At 70.7% G+C, this 17,236-nt stretch carries 13 protein-coding genes and 1 pseudogene; 7 read left to right on the top strand and 7 right to left on the bottom strand.

Annotated elements, in window-relative coordinates; all coding sequences use genetic code 11:
- Window positions 1-34: 34 nt before the first annotated feature.
- The gene (gene menD, locus H9633_RS08260; protein WP_191712760.1) at window positions 35-1,726 is read right to left on the bottom strand and encodes a 2-succinyl-5-enolpyruvyl-6-hydroxy-3-cyclohexene-1-carboxylic-acid synthase; all 1,692 of its coding nucleotides are present in this window, start codon (window positions 1,724-1,726) and stop codon (window positions 35-37) included.
- Window positions 1,723-2,064: a PLD nuclease N-terminal domain-containing protein gene (locus H9633_RS08255; RefSeq protein WP_071641546.1), complete on the bottom strand. Its 342-nt coding sequence runs from the start codon at window positions 2,062-2,064 to the stop codon at window positions 1,723-1,725. The genes menD and H9633_RS08255 overlap by 4 nt, the downstream gene beginning before the upstream one ends.
- Before the next feature lie 85 nt (window positions 2,065-2,149).
- On the opposite strand from H9633_RS08255, the gene H9633_RS08250 reads away from it, so the two are divergent.
- Window positions 2,150-2,416: a DUF4229 domain-containing protein gene (locus H9633_RS08250; protein WP_071641549.1), complete on the top strand. Its 267-nt coding sequence runs from the start codon at window positions 2,150-2,152 to the stop codon at window positions 2,414-2,416.
- Between the two features lie 54 nt (window positions 2,417-2,470).
- Here H9633_RS08250 and H9633_RS08245 read toward each other — a convergent pair whose 3' ends face one another.
- Both H9633_RS08245 and H9633_RS08240 read right to left on the bottom strand, forming a co-directional pair.
- A complete protein-coding gene (locus H9633_RS08245) occupies window positions 2,471-3,436 on the bottom strand; it encodes a 1,4-dihydroxy-2-naphthoate polyprenyltransferase (protein ID WP_071641551.1) in 966 nt (321 codons plus the stop codon).
- A gap of 44 nt (window positions 3,437-3,480) precedes the next feature.
- Complete coding sequence (locus H9633_RS08240) at window positions 3,481-3,930, bottom strand: Lrp/AsnC family transcriptional regulator (protein ID WP_191712759.1); 450 nt, start codon at window positions 3,928-3,930, stop codon at window positions 3,481-3,483.
- Between the two features lie 72 nt (window positions 3,931-4,002).
- Here H9633_RS08240 and H9633_RS08235 point away from each other — a divergent pair, with 72 nt between their 5' ends.
- Together H9633_RS08235 and H9633_RS08230 are read left to right on the top strand one after the other, a co-directional pair.
- The gene (locus tag H9633_RS08235) at window positions 4,003-5,445 is read left to right on the top strand and encodes a DUF6421 family protein (protein WP_071641555.1); all 1,443 of its coding nucleotides are present in this window, start codon (window positions 4,003-4,005) and stop codon (window positions 5,443-5,445) included.
- A 63-nt stretch (window positions 5,446-5,508) separates the two neighbouring features.
- Window positions 5,509-6,150 carry an SDR family NAD(P)-dependent oxidoreductase gene (locus tag H9633_RS08230; protein ID WP_071641557.1) on the top strand — a complete coding sequence of 214 codons (642 nt, stop codon included), beginning with the start codon at window positions 5,509-5,511 and terminating at the stop codon, window positions 6,148-6,150.
- Between the two features lie 24 nt (window positions 6,151-6,174).
- Here H9633_RS08230 and H9633_RS08225 read toward each other — a convergent pair whose 3' ends face one another.
- Complete coding sequence (locus H9633_RS08225) at window positions 6,175-7,527, bottom strand: MFS transporter (protein ID WP_191712758.1); 1,353 nt, start codon at window positions 7,525-7,527, stop codon at window positions 6,175-6,177.
- A gap of 82 nt (window positions 7,528-7,609) precedes the next feature.
- Between H9633_RS08225 and H9633_RS08220 the strand changes: the two genes are divergently transcribed.
- On the top strand, window positions 7,610-8,677 hold the full coding sequence (locus tag H9633_RS08220) for a threonine aldolase family protein (protein WP_191712757.1): 1,068 nt from the start codon (window positions 7,610-7,612) through the stop codon (window positions 8,675-8,677).
- A 13-nt stretch (window positions 8,678-8,690) separates the two neighbouring features.
- On the opposite strand, the gene H9633_RS08215 is transcribed toward H9633_RS08220, so the two are convergent.
- A complete protein-coding gene (locus H9633_RS08215) occupies window positions 8,691-9,284 on the bottom strand; it encodes an NUDIX hydrolase family protein (RefSeq protein WP_071641561.1) in 594 nt (197 codons plus the stop codon).
- Between the two features lie 88 nt (window positions 9,285-9,372).
- Between H9633_RS08215 and H9633_RS08210 the strand changes: the two are divergent.
- Both H9633_RS08210 and H9633_RS08205 read left to right on the top strand, forming a co-directional pair.
- A pseudogene (locus H9633_RS08210) lies at window positions 9,373-10,031 on the top strand (alpha/beta hydrolase).
- A 260-nt stretch (window positions 10,032-10,291) separates the two neighbouring features.
- Complete coding sequence (locus tag H9633_RS08205) at window positions 10,292-11,956, top strand: ABC-F family ATP-binding cassette domain-containing protein (protein WP_191712756.1); 1,665 nt, start codon at window positions 10,292-10,294, stop codon at window positions 11,954-11,956.
- A gap of 60 nt (window positions 11,957-12,016) precedes the next feature.
- Here the strand turns inward: H9633_RS08205 and H9633_RS08200 are convergent, their stop codons facing one another.
- Entirely contained in the window at window positions 12,017-12,427 is a 411-nt protein-coding gene (locus tag H9633_RS08200; protein WP_191712755.1) for a DUF6157 family protein, read from the bottom strand.
- Between the two features lie 81 nt (window positions 12,428-12,508).
- Between H9633_RS08200 and H9633_RS08195 the strand changes: the two genes are divergently transcribed.
- Window positions 12,509-17,230: an ATP-dependent helicase gene (locus H9633_RS08195; protein ID WP_191712754.1), complete on the top strand. Its 4,722-nt coding sequence runs from the start codon at window positions 12,509-12,511 to the stop codon at window positions 17,228-17,230.
- The last annotated feature ends 6 nt before the right edge of the window (window positions 17,231-17,236 follow it).

Here is a 17,236-nt window from a genome sequence, read left to right as displayed (position 1 = left end):
CTGGCCGGCGCGGTCCGCGCCGCAGCCGTCGGGCTCAGCGCTCGAGCGGCACCTCGATGATCTGCGGTCCTGTGATGGCGGAGGTCAGCGTCTGATCGAGCGCGGAGCGCGTCGTCACCCGCTCGTACTGCCACCCGTAGGCGGCCGCGAGCTCGGCCAGCTGCACCCGGTGCGGCGTGTAGAACGCACGATCGAGGTCGTCCTGCGCTGCGGATGCGGCGACCTCGAGCCCGTCGAAGATCGTGCCGCCCCCGTCGTTGCCGACGATCACCTGGATGCGCGGCGCCGGCTCGTCGCCCGGCAGCAGCAGCGCGCCGACATCGTGCAGGAAGGCGAGGTCGCCGAGCAGCACCCGGGTCACGCCCGGTGCCCCATCGGCCTGGCTGGCCAGGGCGATGCCGATGCTCGTCGCGACCGTGCCGTCGATGCCCGCCAGCCCCCGGTTCGCGTGCACCGGAACCTTCTTGCCGCCGAGCACCTGATCCGCCACGCGCACGAGACGCGACGACCCGAACACGAGCCGATCGTGCGGCCAGGTGGCGCGCCAGACGGCATCCACCAGGATCTGCCGGTCGACGCGCTTGCGCACCGCATCGAGCTCGGCGCGCACCGCGTCGAGGCGTTCGGCGCTGTGGTCGGAGTACAGGCCCTTCTGATCGGGTGCCGGGGCGCTCAGGTCGACCACCCGTGTCTGCGAGGCCGTCATCCACTCCCCCAGCCAGGCGCGATCCGCGACGCCTGGCTCGACGGCCAGCGCCGACGCGGCGCGCGTGCGCCCGTTCAGGTTCAGCGCTTCGCCGCCTCGACGCACGGCGACCACCTCGACGTCGGGTCGCGCGAGCAGCGCGGTGACCTCGCGGCTGAGGGTGGGATGCCCGAACACCACGACCCGCTGGATGCGGCCCCCGAGCGTCTCGTCTCGCAGCAGCTCTCGATACCCGTGCACGAGCAGGCGGCCGAAGCGCGACCCGCTGACGATCTCCGCGATGAGGGGCCAGCCTCCCGCGTGCGACAGCTCCTCGGCATCCGGCCCGGCGTCCGCCCCCGCGACGACCACCGTTCGGGGCCCGCGCGACAGCAGCACCGGCTCGACAGCGCCCGGGGTCGGCATCTCACCGGGTGTCGCTGCGACGTCGGCGGCCGCGGAGAGCGGCTCGCGACTGGGCAGGTTCAGGTGCACGGGGCCGTGGACTCCTGCCAGGCCGTCACCCTCGAGACCGAGCGCTGCGCGCACGGCTCGCTCGCCGAGCCCAGACCATGCCGTCGGCGAGGGCAGAGCGGCTCTCCCTCCGCGGGCGTGTCCGGGCACGGCGGCATCGATGTGCAGGCGCACGAACGGGCCGAAGATCCCCGGCTGGATGGTCGCCTGGTTCGCGCCGACGCCCCGCAGCTCAGGCGGGCGGTCGGCGGTCAGCAGCAGCAGAGGCACCCCGGAGTGGAAGGCCTCCATGGTCGCCGGCAGCAGATTGCCCGCTGCCGTGCCCGACGTGCAGACCACGGCCGCCGGAGCACCTGTCTCGCGCGCCAGCCCGAGGGCCGTGAATCCGGCCGCCCGCTCGTCGATGCGCACATGCACGCGCAGTGCCCCGCTCCGGGCGAGCGCGGTCGCCGCGAGGGCGAGGGCCTGGGAGCGCGAGCCGGGTGAGAGCACCAGGTCGCGCACACCGTGCGCGATGAGCTCGGCGATCAGATCAGCCGCCGCGTCGCTCGCCGGCGAGGCCGTCACGAGCGCGGATCCGTGCCGTCGGTTTCATCGTCGAGGCGCGCGAGCTCCTCTTCCAGCTGACGGATGCGGGCATCCTGCTCGGCCGTGCTCATGTGCTGCAGAGCCACCGGATCGTCGTCGGGGCCCATCACGAAATCGCTGACCCGTTCTCCGCGACGACGCCGCCCGATCCAGAACCAGAGGATGCCGCCGATGACCGGCAGCAGCACGACGATCAGGATCCAGGTGCCCTTCGACACTCCGCGATGCCGGTCGGCGGGCTGCGCCGCCACGTCGACGATGCTGAACACCCAGAAGATGACAGCCAGAAAACCGCCGACGATCAGGAGACGAGCCATACTCCCAGTGTAGATCTCCCAGAGCGCGCGGGTTCGGCCGGTCGCCGTACAGCGGGTGCCTAGACCCCGCTCGTAGACTGACGGCGTGAAGTTGCCACCTCTCCTCGTGTACACCGTGCTGCGGCTGCTCGCGTTCATCGTGCCGCTGGGGATCCTGTGGCTGTTCCCCGTCTTCCGCGAGTACTGGTGGCTCGCGGCGCTGTTCGCGGCGCTGATCGGCATGAGCATCTCGCTGCTGTTCCTGCGGGCGCCGCTGTCGCGGGCATCCCGAGAGATCTACGCCAAGCGCAACCGCGATCAGGACCGGAGTCAGAGCGACGAAGACGCGGAGGACTCGGCCTCCGGCGCCTGACGTGGGCGAGGACCTGGCGGATGCCGGATCACCGGCCGTGCCGTCCGTCCGGCGTCAGCCGACCAGTGCCCAGTAGACGACCCCCGCGTAGGCGAGCGCCGTGAGCGATGTGAGTCCGAGCGCGGCGACGAGTTCGCGCGGGTCGCGGTGGAACCAGACGATCACGATCGCCACCAGCCCGGAGAGCAGCGCGAGCATCGCCAGCCAGGCGATCGGATAGAGCAGCGCGATCCACGCGGCCAGCACGAACGGGATCAGCACGAACAGGGTGAACAGCACCTGCGTGGCGCGCCTGCCGATCAGCACCGACAGGGTGCGCTTGCCGACAGCTCGATCCTGATCGATGTCGCGCAGGTTGTTGGCGAGCAGCACGGCGCACGCGAACAGTCCGGCGGCGACCGCGACGACCCAGGCGACGGTCGGCAGGTACTGCACCTGCACCCACGTCGTGCCGAGCGTTGCGACCAGCCCGAAGAACACGAAGACGAACAGTTCACCCATCGCGTTGTAGCCGTAGGGGCGCTTGCCCCCGGTGTAGAACCAGGCGGCGACGATGCAGAGCGCGCCCACCGCGAGCATCCACCACTGCTGGGATCGGACGATCACGGCAAGCCCCGCCACGGCGGCGAGCGCGAAGAAGACGAGGGCGACCAGCAGCACCCGTTTGGCCGGGACGCGACCCGAGGCGGTCAGGCGGGCGGGGCCGATGCGCTCCGCGTCGGTACCGCGGATGCCGTCGCTGTAGTCGTTCGCGAAGTTGACGCCGATCTGCAGCAGCACGGCGACGGCGAGGCAGGCGAGCGCGATGGCCCAGTGGAAGAGGTGGTCGACGGTCTGCGCCGCACCCGTGCCGAGCACCACCGGGGCGATCGCGAGCGGCAGGGTGCGCAGGCGCGCGGCGCCGATCCAGTCCCGAGCGGTCACCGGCTCGAGGGCGAGCACGGGACGCTTCGCCGGGTTGCCGGTGCTGCGACGCCGCTGCGGAGCGCGCTTCTTGGTCTTCTTGGAGGAACCTGCCACGGCAGAGATCCTACTGTTCGCGTCTCTGCGCGCTGCCGCCTCGCTCAGGCGGTGGTGACGATCGGCCGGCGCTCGTAGAAGGTCTGCAGCACGACGGTCGTCCGGGTGCGGACGTTCGCCGCGCTCCTGATGTCACGCACGAGCTGCTCGAGGGCACGCGGTGACGCGACGCGCACGAAGAGCATGTAGGCGGCGTCGCCCGCGATCGAATGGCACGCCTCGATCGCACTGAGATGCTCGAGCAGCTCGGGGGCGTTGTCGGGCTGGGCCGGGTCGAGGGGCGTGATCTCGATGAACGCCGACAGGGGCGCCCCCACCTGCTCGGGATCGAGCACCGCCTGATAGCCGACGATCACTCCGCGCGACTCGAGTCGCTTCAGCCTCGACTGCACGGCGGAGGTGGACAGGCCGACGGTCGCGGAGAGCTGCGCGAGGGTTGCTCGCCCGTCGCGGGATATGGCGGCGAGGAGCGCATGATCGACAGAGTCATCCATAGGTGGAATAATAGAGGTGAAACATGTCTATCGCCGGAAATTTTCCGGCCTGTCACCCGATCGGAGGGTTCGATGTCCATCGTCACCAGCGCCACTCAGAGCCTCATCGGCGAGCCCGAGCGCCGCGCTGAGCGCGTCGAGGACGCCTCCACCGCCGAGCACAGCGCAGCGTGGGCGCTGCTCAAGGACGCCGCGATCGCGATCCGTCCGCTGCAGATCAAGGACGGCTCCATCCCGAACCCCGACGACCGCGACGCTGCGGCCGGTCACGTGGCGTCGATCGTCGCGGGCATCCGGGCTCTCGCCCCCGCCTTCCCGCACGACGCGGCCTACCTCGACGCCCTTGTCGTCGACTTCGAGCGCTGGGCCGACGACGGCTTCGGCGTGCCCGACTTCCTCGACTCGCTGATGGCGTTCCAGCCCCAGCAGCACCGCGTCGACGGCATCCGTCACCTCGTCGTCTTCCCGATGTACACGCAGAACGGCTCGAGCGACCGTCTGGTCGAGGCGCTGATCGTCGAGACCATCTGGCCCGAGTTCATCGCCGAGCTCGAGGCCGGCGATTACGGCAACAAGCTGTTCGTCTCGCTGCGCCTGATCGACTTCACCCCCGGCTACGACACCAACTCCGCGGTGCTCTTCCCCGAGACCGTCGCCATGCGCGAGATCCCCTCGTTCACGTGGGGCGCGATCTTCCAGGATCGGGAGGCGGCGCGCTACCGCCGGGTCGTGCGCGCGGCATCGGAGATCACCAACCTCGATCTGCCCGAGCGCGCGAAGGCGATGCTCGACGACCAGCAGATGACCGAGAAGACGTTCGTGATGTGGGACATCATCCACGACCGCACCCACATGCGCGGCGACCTGCCGTTCGACCCGTTCATGATCAAGCAGCGCATGCCGTTCTTCCTCTACTCGCTCGAGGAGATGCGCTGCGACATGACCGCCTTCCGCGAGTCGGTGCAGATCGAGCGCGCGTTCGACGCCCGCGTCGCGGCCGGCGAGACCCTCACCGAGACCGAGCAGGAGATGCACGACTACGCGCACCTCGTGCAGTACGCGGTCATCTTCGACCGCATCTTCCGCTTCGCGATCACCGGCACCCGGGTGCGCAACTACGACGCGGTCGGCGGGCAGCTGCTGTTCGCCTGGCTGCACCAGCGCGGCGTGCTGCACTGGACCGACACCGCTCTCGCCTTCGACTGGGACAACGTGCCCGACGCGGTGGTCGCCCTGGGAGACGCGATCGACGACCTGTACTGGCACTCGATCGACCGTCCGAAGGTGGCGCACTGGCTCGCCGCGTACGAGCTCGTGCGCGGCACGCTCACCCCGCATCCGGCATCGCAGTGGGCCCGGGGCCTGCCCGACGAGATCCTCGCCGGGGCGCCGAAGGGGTACACCGACGCCGTGCTGGATGACGAGTTCCCGCTGTCGATGTTCTTCGAGACGCTCGACAAGAAGATGAAGCCGGTCATCGAGTCGACCGTCGGCATCCGCGGCACCGACGACTGACACGCATCGGAGGGGGCGGGAGCAGATGGCCTCCCGCCCCCCTCTCGCACCGAGGAGCGAACCATGACCGCGACCCGCACCGTCGTCCTCGCCGGCGCCACCAGCGACGCCGGCCTGGCCACCGCGACCGCGCTGATCGCCGCCGGAGCGCGGGTGATCGCGACGGGTCGCGCGGCGGATCGTCTGACACCGTTGCGGGATGCCGGGGCGCAGACCGAGATCGCCGACGCCACCTCCTTCGTCGAGATGACCGCGCTGGCGGCGCGGCTGGGCACCGTCGACGCGGTGATCCCGCTGGTCGGCGGCTGGCGCGGAGGCGGGGGCCTCGCGGGGCAGAGCGACGAGGACTTCGACGCGCTGCTGCCAGCCCTGCAGGCGGTGCGCGCCACGAGCCGCGCCTTCGACGCGCCACTCAGAGCGTCGGATGCCGGTCGCTTCGCGATCGTGTCGTCCACCGTCGTCACCCGACCGCTCGCCGGCGGAGCGAACTACGCGGCGATGAAAGCCGCGAGTGAGGCGTGGACGCGGGCCGTCGCACAGGGCTACGCCAAGGCCGCGCGGGATGCCGGCGCCGAGCTGCGGGCGGCATCCGCCGTCTTCCGCGCTGAGGGGGCTCTGCAACCCGATGCTCTGGCACGCGCCGTCGTCGCCCTGTGGGATCGCGATGCCGCGGAGCTGAACGACACGGTCATCGCGCTGAGCTGAGCGTGCGCGGCCTCAGCACGCCGGTCACGTCGGCTCGTCGGCATCGATCGGCGCCGGCTCCGGCGCCGGCGCCAGGGCGTACAGCTCGGTGAGCCGGCGATAGGAGCGCGTGAGGAACGCCAGCCCCGCCGCGACCACCATGACCAGGCCGGCGAACAGGCAGATCAGGGCGATGCCGCGCGTCTCTCCCTCCCCGAGCAGCCAGCCCCACCGCATCCGCCCCTCATCGCCACGCATGTACGGGATGATCAGGAACTCCGCCAGCGGCGCGATCAGGAAGGCGGTCACCGGCGCAGCGGCGGCTTCCATCGCCTGCGCGACGCCGAAGACGCGGCCCTGCCTGGTGTACGGGACGACCTTCTGGATCACGGTCTGCTCGGCCGCCTCGACCGGCGGGATCATCATCATGTACACCCACATGCCGACCACGAACAGCGGCCACCACTCACGCAGCATGAACACGGCGCCGAGCACGCCCATGCCCGCGACGACGAGCAGCATCGTGCGCACGGGGCGTCTGCCGAGTCCGAACCTCGCGACCAGCGCGCCGCCGATGAGGAATCCGGTGGATGCGAACGCCAGCGCGATGCCCCACATCTGTGCCGAGAACAGCGTGAGCCCGTATGGATCCATCAACGCCATGTAGACGCCGCCGATGAGGTTGTTGAACGTCGAGAACACGATCAGCGCGAACAGCCCCGGCGCCTCGCGGATCGCCCGCACGCTGCCGCGGAAGTCGAGCGCGCTCGGCGCATCGGGATCGCGCTGCGGCGTCTGCTCGGGGATGCGCACGAACAGCAGGTGCACGAAGGTCGCCGCCATCGCGACGATGGCGATGATCAGCGTCCACCCCATGCCGAGGAAGCCGATCGACAGCCCCGAGAACACGCTCGTCACGAGGAAGGCGATGCCCTGCACCGTGCCGACCAGACCGTTCGCGTTGGCGTGCTTCTCCACGGGGATCAGCAGCGTCACCGTGGTCGACAGCGCGATGCTGCGCAGCTGCTCGATGACCCCGCCCAACAGGATGATCAGCGCGAACGCCCAGAACCACGGACGACCGATGTCGAGCAGCGCCGACTCGGGCTGCCACAGGTACAGCACGCCGGCCGCGGCGAACGCGACGGCGGACACGACGCTCGAGACGAGCATCACGGTGTGCTTGCGGTAGCGATCGACGATGGTGCCGAACACCATCGAGAAGAAGGCGATGAGCAGCATGTACGCGCCGCCGATGATGCCGGTGGCGAGCACGGACCGGGTCTCGATGTACACCCAAAAGGTGAGCGCGAACCACAGGAAGCTGGTCGTCACATTGGCGATCAGCGTGTTCACGAGGACATTCGCGAACGCCCTCGTCTTCGCGGCTGCGGTCACGGATCGAGGGTAGTCCTGGCCGCCGACATCCGACAGGTGCGGGTCCCGGACCCGTGCATCCGCCTACGACTACAGTCGGATGGTGAGCACTCTGCATGACACGGCCGTCCGCGGCTTCGCATCCGACAACTACTCCGGCATCCACCCCGAGGTGCTGGCGGCGATCGCGGCAGCGAACGACGGACATCAGATCGCGTACGGCGAAGACCAGTACACCGAGCGTCTGCAGGAGGTGTTCCGCTCGCACTTCGGCGAGCGGACGCGGGCGTTCCCCGTCTTCAACGGCACCGGCGCCAACGTCACCGGCCTGCAGGCGATGCTTCCGCGCTGGGGCGCGGTGATCTCCGCATCCACGGCGCACATCAACGTCGACGAGGGCGGTGCCCCCGAGCGCATCGGCGGCTTCAAGCTGCTCACCGTGCCCACCGACGACGGCAAGCTCACCCCCGAGCTCGTCGACCGCGAGGCCTGGGGCTGGGGCGACGAGCACCGCGCGCAGCCGCTGGTGGTGTCGATCACCCAGTCGACCGAGCTCGGCACCCTCTACACGGTCGACGAGATCAAGGCCCTCGCCGACCACGCACACGATCGCGGGATGAAGCTGCACCTCGACGGCGCACGCATCTCGAACGCGGCTGCGGCCCTCGACGTGCCGCTCAGCGCCTTCACCACCGACGCCGGCGTCGACGTGCTCAGCTTCGGCGGTACGAAGAACGGGGCGATGCTCGGTGAGGCGATCGTGGTGCTGAATCCGGATGCCGCCGACGGCCTGCTGTACAGCCGCAAGTTCAACATGCAGCTGTCGTCGAAGATGCGCTTCGTGTCGGCGCAGCTGATCGCCCTGCTCGAGGGGGATCTGTGGCTGCGCAACGCCCGGCACTCGAACGCGATGGCTCAGCGGCTGCGCACCGAGGTCGAGCAGGGCATCGCCGACGGAAGCATCAAGGGCGTCGGCTTCACGCAGCCCACGCAGTCGAACGGCGTGTTCGCGACGCTGCCCGACGGCGTCGCCGACCGTCTGCGCGAGAAGTTCCGCTTCTACGACTGGGATGCCGCGCGCAACGAGGTGCGCTGGATGTGCTCGTTCGACACCCAGGAGTCCGACGTCGACGCGTTCGTCGCCGAGCTGTCGCGCCTGACCTCGGCCTGACCGTCCGGGCGGGTCAGCGCAGCAGACCGAGGTGAGCGAGGGCCTGGCGGATCAGCGTGCCGCGACCGCCCTCGAGATCCGCCGCGAGCGCATCGGAGGCGGCTTCCTCGGGTGAGAACCAGGTGACCTCGAGGGCATCCTGCCTCGGTTCGCACGTACCGGTCACCGGCACCACGAAGGCGAGCGAGACGGCGTGCTGGCGGTCGTCGTGGAAGGCGCTCACGCCGGGGATCGGGAAGTACTCGGCCACGGCGAACGGCGCAGGCGACGCGGGCAGCAGCGGGAACGCCATCGGGCCGAGATCGTTCTCGACGTGCCGGAACAGCGCGTCGCGGATGGTCTCTCCGTACCGCACGCGACCGGACACGATGGTGCGAGTGATCTCACCGAGCGGCGTGGAGCGCAGCAGCACGCCGATCGAGGTGACCTGTCCCGACCCGTCGGTGATGACGGGGACCGCCTCGACGTACAGCATGGGCAGGCGCCGACGGGCCTCCTCGAGCTCGATGTCGGAGAGCCAGCCCGGGTTCGCGTCGACCGGCCGCGCGCCGTCGAAGCCGAAGTCGTCGTCGGGCTCGGGGCCGGGATCAGGAGTGCGCACCGCCATGGCTCATTTCTACCAGCGTCGAGGCGATCGACCGCACGTCGACGCGATCCATTCCGCCGGCGTCCGAGGCGGCTGGCAGGATGGCCTCGTGACAGTCTCGATCGATCCGTCCGTGACCCTGTGGTCACCCGAACCGCGCGAGGGCAAGCCTCTTCTCGTGCTGCTGCACGGCTACGGGGCCGACGAACGCGACCTGTTCGGGCTGATCCCCTACCTGCCCGAGGGCATCGCGGTCGCGGCCGTCGGCGCTCCGCTCACACCGCCCTGGCCGATGCCGGGCCGGTCGTGGTACGCGATCGATTCGCTGACCACTCGGGATGCCGTGGGCATCACCACGGCATCCCGAGTGGTCAGCTCGCATGGCTCGCCGAGGCTGCGGCCGACGCGAGCTCGGTGGCGCTGCTCGGGTTCTCCCAGGGCGCGGCCGTCTCGCTGCAGGCGCTGCGTCTGCAGCCGTCGCGGATCGACGCGGTCGTGGCGTTGAGCGGGTACGCCGCCGTGGGCGAGCTGCCGAAGGACGCTGTGCTGCAGGAGCAGCGTCCACCGGTGTTCTGGGGACGCGGAACACACGACGATGTGATTCCGGCCGGCCTGGTCGAGCACACCGCCCAGTGGCTGCCGGCGCACTCCGAGCTCTCCGGACGCGTCTACCAGGGACTCACCCACTCCATCTCGGAGCAGGAGCTCACCGACGTGCACGTCTTCCTGTCGCAGTGGAAGGACTCGGTCGAGAAGAAGACCGCGTGAGCGCGACACGCCCGGGTTGCGCTTCTTCGCGAGGCGGGGGTAATGTCGCAGAGTCCTGTCCGCCGTGTCTGGAAGTCCCTTGATCTGATTCGTCGCCTCTCCGCGTAACTCATCCACGCGCTGATCCGACGAACCCGCCTTCCGGCAGGACCCGCTCCGAATTCGAGCCCCTCTACGGGCTCTTCGATCCGACGTCGTCCGACGTCTCTCGCGAAGCCCTCTTCGTCGGCATCCGCGCACCCCACTTCCTGGAGTCGCTCATGTCATCACCGAACATCTTCACCACCGCCGCCGTCACGCTCGACCGGGTCTCCTTCGCCTGGCCAGACGGCTCCATCGCTCTCGACGCCGTCAGCGGCTCGTTCGGATCCGGTCGCACCGGGCTCGTCGGGCGCAACGGTGCCGGCAAGTCGACGCTGCTGCGCCTGATCGCGGGCGAGCTGACCCCGGCATCCGGGCAGATCCTGCGCTCCGACGAGGTCGCCCACCTGCCGCAGCGTCTCACCCTCGAGACGGACCGACGGGTCGCCGACCTGCTCGGGATCGCCGCTCCGCTCGACGCGGTGCGCGCGATCACCGCGGGCGACGTCGACCGCGCGCACTTCGATGCCGTTGGCGACGACTGGGACATCGAGGCTCGAGCCGAGGCATCCCTCGCCGAAGCCGGACTCGACCCGTCGTTCCTCGACCGCACCGTCGGAGAGCTGTCGGGCGGCGAGGCCGTGCTCGTCGCGGTCGCGGGCATCCGGCTTCGTCGTGCCGCGATCACGCTGCTCGACGAACCCACCAACAATCTCGACCGCGAGGCGCGGCTGCGACTCGCCGACATGGTGCGCACGTGGAAGGGCGCGCTCATCGTGGTCAGCCACGACGTGTCGCTGCTCGAGCTCATGGACGACACCGCGGAGATCTACGGCAGCGAGCTGAGCGTGTTCGGCGGACCTTACTCGCAGTGGCGAGCGTGGCTGGATGCCGAGCAGGGCGCAGCTCGCCAGGCCGAGCGCGACGCGGCGCAGGCGTATCGGAAGGAGAAGCGGCAGCGCATCGAGGCCGAGGCGAAGCTCGCCACCCGTGCGCAGATGGGCCGCAAGGCGTTCGATGAGAAGCGCGTGCCGAAGATCATCGCGAACGGCCGCAAGATGGCCGCGCAGGTGTCGGCCGGCAGGCTGCGCAACGAGGTGCGCGGCAAGGAGGACGCCGCTCATCAGGCCCTCGACGCGGCCGGTCGTCGCGTGCGCGATGACGACACCATGAGGATCGACCTGCCCGATCCCGAGCTGTCGGCGTCGCGGCGCATCGCCACCATCGGCGACGGGGAGCGGTCGTGGATCGTGCAGGGGCCGGAGCGGGTGGCCCTGGTCGGCCGCAACGGGGTCGGCAAGACCACGCTGCTGCGCCGGCTGGTGGCATCCGGGGCTGACAACTCCGGAGATCGGGGCGGATCTGACCAGGAATCAGCTGTCCCGGCGCAGATCCGGCCGATTCTCCGGAGTTCCGACGCGCACACCGACCGCATCGGGTACCTATCGCAGCGGGTCGACGGGCTCGACGATCGGGCCTCGGTGGTGCAGAACATCGCGGCGGCGGCGCCGCACGTGCCGGACAGGGAGCTGCGCAACCGGCTGGCACGGTTCCTGATCCGCGGAGCGACCATGGACCGGGCCGTCGGCGATCTCTCAGGTGGCGAGCGGTTCCGGGTCGCGCTGGCGAAGGTGCTGCTCGCCGAGCCGGCGCCGCACCTGGTCATGCTCGACGAGCCGACCAACAACCTCGACCTCGACACCGTCGACCAGCTGGTCGAGGCACTGCGTGCCTACCGCGGAGCCGTGCTGATCGTCAGCCATGACGATCAGTTCCTGGAACGGCTGGGACTGGATCTCACCCTCGAGCTGGATGCCGAGGGCCGGCTCAGCGAGGTCGGCTGAGGAGCCGGCCTGCGGCGCGGTGCGCGGCCGGGCACTCCCGGCCGCCCTCCCGCCCTCCGCTCAGCTGCGCCGGCTCGAGCGCATCGCCCGCTTGTGCTCGATCGACGGATCCGCGGCGAGCGCCGCATACTCCTCGGAGTCGCGCGGGAACATCGCGACGCGGCCCTGCTCGTCGTGGTGCGTGCCCCAGCCGTAGCGCTTGCTCAGCGGCGACGCGCGCAGGCAGGCCTGACCCTTTGAGAAGAACTCGGCCCTGGCATCCGCATCAGCCGGGTCGATGCCCTTGCGCAGCGCGTGCGCCTCGAACAGCAGGTCGTCTGAGGTGCGCGTGTACGGCTCGTCGCTGAGCAGCCGGTAGTGCAGGGCGGCGATCGAGAGGTTCTCGGCGATCGGAGGCTCGACGCCGTACTCGACTGGGCAGTCGTCGCTGACTTCGATGAACGTGTTGACGTAGTTCGTCGTGTGCGTCATGCGGCCAGCATCCCCTACCCCTCCGACCTTGTCGAGAGCAAGGCAGGGCTCGATGTCGGAAGGTGGCGTCAAGATGGAGGGATGAGCGATGTGCTCGACAGATTCACGCCCGCGACGCAGGACTGGTTCCGCGGGGCGTTCGACGCGCCCACTCCCGCGCAGGCGGGTGCGTGGGACGCGATCTCCGCCGGGCGCAACGCCCTCGTCGTCGCGCCGACCGGGTCGGGGAAGACGCTGTCGGCCTTCCTGTGGGCGATCGACAGCGTGTTCCGCGAGCGGACGTCCGGTTCGGGCGAGACTCCGGATGCCACTGAGCGGGCCTCGCGCACCCGCGTGCTCTACATCTCTCCCCTGAAGGCGCTGGGCGTCGACGTCGAGCGCAACCTGCGCTCACCGCTGATCGGGATCGGGCAGTCGGCGCGGCGCCTCGGCGTCGCGGCACCCGAGATCACCGTCGGCGTGCGCTCGGGCGACACCACCTCGAGCGACCGGCGGAAGCTCGTCAGCGACCCGCCCGACATCCTCATCACCACCCCCGAGTCGCTGTACCTCATGCTCACCAGCCGGGCCGGCGAGACCCTGCAGAACGTGCACACGGTGATCATCGACGAGGTGCACGCGGTCGCGGCGACCAAGCGCGGCGCGCACCTCGCCGTCAGCCTCGAACGGCTCGACGCGCTGCGCACCGCGCGTGGTGCCGAAGGCCCGGCACAGCGGATCGGCCTGTCGGCGACCGTGCGGCCCATCGATGAGGTGGCGCGATTCCTGGGCGGATCCGCGCCGGTCGACATCGTCGCGCCGCGCGCGGTGAAGACGTTCGAGCTCGGCGTGGTCGTGCCGATCGACGACATGCGCAACCCTCCTCCGCCGCCCGGCGCGGCGGCGATGCCCGACGAGCCGGCCGAGTACACCGAGATCACCGGATCGGTGTGGCCGCACGTCGAGGAGGCGATCGTCGACAAGGTGCTCGAGAACCGCTCGACCATCGTGTTCGCCAACTCCCGCCGCCTCGCCGAGCGGCTCACCGGTCGGCTGAACGAGATCTACGCCGAGCGGATCGGGACGCCCGTGCCCGAGGCGGCAGGGCCTCCCGCGGCGAGGGCCCACGGAGCAGAGGCTCCGGGCGGCGCGCATGCGCCGGCTGGACGGGCGAACGGCGCGGCACAGGCGGGCGCCACGGCCGGCGCCGAGCCGGTGCTCGCCAAGGCCCACCACGGCTCGGTGTCGAAGGAGCAGCGGGCGATCGTCGAAGACGAGCTGAAGTCGGGCGCGTTGCGCTGCGTCGTCGCGACGAGCAGCCTCGAGCTCGGCATCGACATGGGCGCGGTCGACATGGTCATCCAGGTGGAGGCGCCGCCGTCGGCGGCCTCCGGCCTGCAGCGCGTCGGACGCGCCGGTCACCAGGTCGGCGAGATCAGCCGGGCATCCCTCTTCCCCAAGCACCGCGGCGACGTGCTGCACACCGCGATCGTCACCGAGCGGATGCTCGCCGGGCAGATCGAGGCGATCGCCGTGCCTCGGAATCCGCTCGACATCCTCGCGCAGCAGACCGTCGCGGCATGCGCGCTCGACGCCATCTCGGTCGAGGAGTGGTTCGATACCGTGCGGCGCAGTGCGCCGTTCCAGACACTCCCCCGCTCGGCGTACGAGGCGACCCTCGACCTGCTAGCCGGCAAATACCCGTCGGACGAGTTCGCCGAGCTGCGCCCGCGCGTGGTCTGGGATCGTGATGCCGGGACGCTGACCGGCCGGCCCGGGGCGCAGCGCATCGCCGTGACCAGCGGTGGGACCATCCCCGACCGCGGCCTGTTCGGGGTCTTCGTCGCCGGCGAGACCACCGGCGCCCGCGTCGGAGAGCTCGATGAGGAGATGGTCTACGAGTCGCGGGTCGGCGATGTCTTCACCCTCGGCACCACGAGCTGGCGCATCGCCGAGATCACCCACGATCGCGTGAACGTGCTGCCCGCGTACGGGCAGCCGGGCAAGGTGCCGTTCTGGCACGGCGACGGCATCGGCCGCCCGTTTGAGCTGGGTGAGGCCCTCGGCCGGTTCTCACGCGAGGTGTCGACCGCCGAGCCCGCGAAGGCGCAGCAGCGTCTCATCGACGCGGGACTCGACGAGCGGGCCCGGGACAACCTGATGGGCTACCTCACCGAGCAGCGTGAGGCCACCGGCACCCTGCCCACCGATCGCACGCTCACGGTCGAGCGCGGCCGCGACGAAGTCGGCGACTGGCGGATCATCCTGCATTCCCCGTACGGCATGAAGGTGCACGCACCGTGGGCGCTGGCGTTGAACGCGCGGGTTCGCGAGCGGCTCGGCGTCGAGGGCTCGGCTGTGGCGAGCGACGACGGCATCATCGTGCGGATCCCGGATGCCGACGCGCAGCCGCCCGGAGCGGATCTGTTCGTCTTCGACGCCGACGAGCTCGAGCAGATCGTCACCGCTGAGGTGGGCGGATCGGCGCTGTTCGCCTCGCGCTTCCGCGAGTGCGCAGCCCGCGCGCTGCTGATGCCGCGGATGAATCCGAACAAGCGCACACCGCTGTGGCAGCAGCGGCAGCGCTCGGCGCAGCTGCTCGAGGTCGCGCGGCGGCATCCGACCTTCCCGGTGATCCTCGAGACGCTGCGCGAGGTGCTGCAGGACGTCTACGACCTGCCCTCGCTGCGCCGCCTCATCACCGACATCGCCGAGCGCCGCGTCCGGCTCGTCGAGACCGAGCCGGCGCAGCCATCGCCCTACGCCCGCGACCTGCTGTTCGGCTATGTCGGCGCCTTCATGTACGAGGGGGACTCTCCGCTCGCTGAACGACGTGCCGCCGCGCTGTCGGTCGACCCGGCGCTGCTGGGCGAGCTGCTCGGCACGGTCGAGATGCGCGAGCTGCTCGACCCCGACGTCATCGCCCAGTTCGAACGAGAGGCCCAGCGCCTCGACCCGCAGCGCCGCGTGCGCGGGGTGGAGGGTGTCGCCGACCTGCTGCGGATGCTCGGGCCGCTGGACGCCGAGGAGGTGGCGCTCAGGCTCGAGGGCGCGCTGGCCGCGGGGTCGGCGGGCGCGGAGACGGATGCCTCGACGGCGACGCCCCCGACCCCGGGACCGGCGACCGCCGCCGATGCTGCGGCCCTGCTCGCCGAGCTCGTCACTGCTCGCCGTGCGATCCCCGTCACGATCGCCGGCCGGTCGAGGTTCACGGTGATCGAGGACGCGGGCCGCCTGCGCGACGCGCTCGGCGTAGCTCTGCCCACGGGCATCCCGGTCGCGTTCCTCGACCCGGTGGCCGACCCGCTCGGCGATCTCGTCTCGCGTCACGCGCGCACGCACGGGCCGTTCACGACCGAGGACGTCGCGGGTCGCTTCGGTATCGGTGCGGCGGTCGCCAGGCACACCCTGCAGCGTCTGGAGTCGGCCGGACGGCTGACGAGCGGCTTCTTCCTACCGGCGGCGACCGCGGCCGTCGACGGGTCGAAGGAGTGGTGCGACGTCGAGGTGCTGCGCCGCCTGCGGATGCGCTCTCTCGCGGCGATCCGCGGCAGCGTCGAGCCGGTCAGCCCGCAGGCGTACGCGCGCTTCCTGCCCGACTGGCAGCACCTCACCCGGCCGACGGAGGGCGTCGACGGAGTGCTGAGCGTGATCGAGCAGTTCGCCGGGGTGCCGATCCCCGCGAGCGCCTGGGAGTCGCTCGTGCTGCCCGGCCGTGTTCGCGACTACTCCCCCGCGCTGCTCGACGAGCTCACGGCCTCCGGCGAGGTCGTGTGGTCGGGGCACGGCTCGCTGCCGGGTCGCGACGGGTGGATCTCGCTGCACCCGGCCGATCTCGCCCCCTTCACCCTCCCCGTGCCCGAGGAGTCGCCCGCCGCGGGATCACTGGAGGAGAGGGTGCTCGACGTGCTGAGGTTGAGCGGCGCGTCGTTCGCCGGCGCGCTCAAGGCGATGACGGGCGCCGAGAACCAGCAGTCGGTGCTCGAGGCGCTCTGGTCGCTGGCCTGGCAGGGGCACATCACCAACGACACGTTCGCGCCTGTCCGTGCCCTCATCGCCGGCGGTTCGCAGGCGCACAAGACCGCACGCCGCGCCCCGCGCACTCGCACCTATCGGGGCATCTCGCTCGCCCGGCCGTCGACTCAGCCGTCCACGGCCGGAGCGGGCGGCCGCTGGGCGGTGCTTCCGGAGACAGACCCGGATGCCGCACGGCGCGCGACCGTCACGGCGGGGCTGCTGCTCGACCGGTACGGCGTCGTCACCCGCGGCGCGGTGCAGGCCGAGGGCGTGCCGGGCGGCTTCGCGCAGGTGTACCGCGTGCTCGCCGGGTTCGAGGAGGCCGGGCACTGCCGCCGCGGGTACGTGATCGAGAAGCTGGGTGCGGCGCAGTTCGCGGCGTCCACCACCGTCGACCGGCTGCGCACCTTCGCCGGCCTGTCCGACCCGCCCCCGCTCAAGGCCGTCACGCTCGCGGCCACTGATCCGGCCAACCCCTACGGCGCGGCCCTCTCCTGGCCGAGGTTGGAGACCGTGTCACACCGTCCCGGCCGGAAAGCCGGCGGTCTGGTCGTGCTCGTCGACGGCGAGCTCGTGCTCTACCTCGAGCGGGGCGGTCGAACCGTGCTCGCGTTCGACGATGACCCCGACGTGCTGAAAGCCGCAGCGGCCGACCTGGGCGCGACGTCGCGAGCACGGCGACTCGAGACCCTCACCGTCGAGAAGATCAACGGCGAGGGCGTGTACGGCACGCCGTTCGCCTTCGCCCTGCAGGAAGCCGGGTTCGTGGCCACCCCGCGCGGCTACACCCTGCGCAAAGCCGTCTGATTGACT

Source organism: Microbacterium commune (assembly GCF_014836945.1).
Lineage (GTDB): Bacteria > Actinomycetota > Actinomycetes > Actinomycetales > Microbacteriaceae > Microbacterium > Microbacterium commune.
The sequence above is the reverse complement of the archived record's forward strand: the minus strand, read 5'-3'. Positions and strand labels throughout refer to the sequence as shown.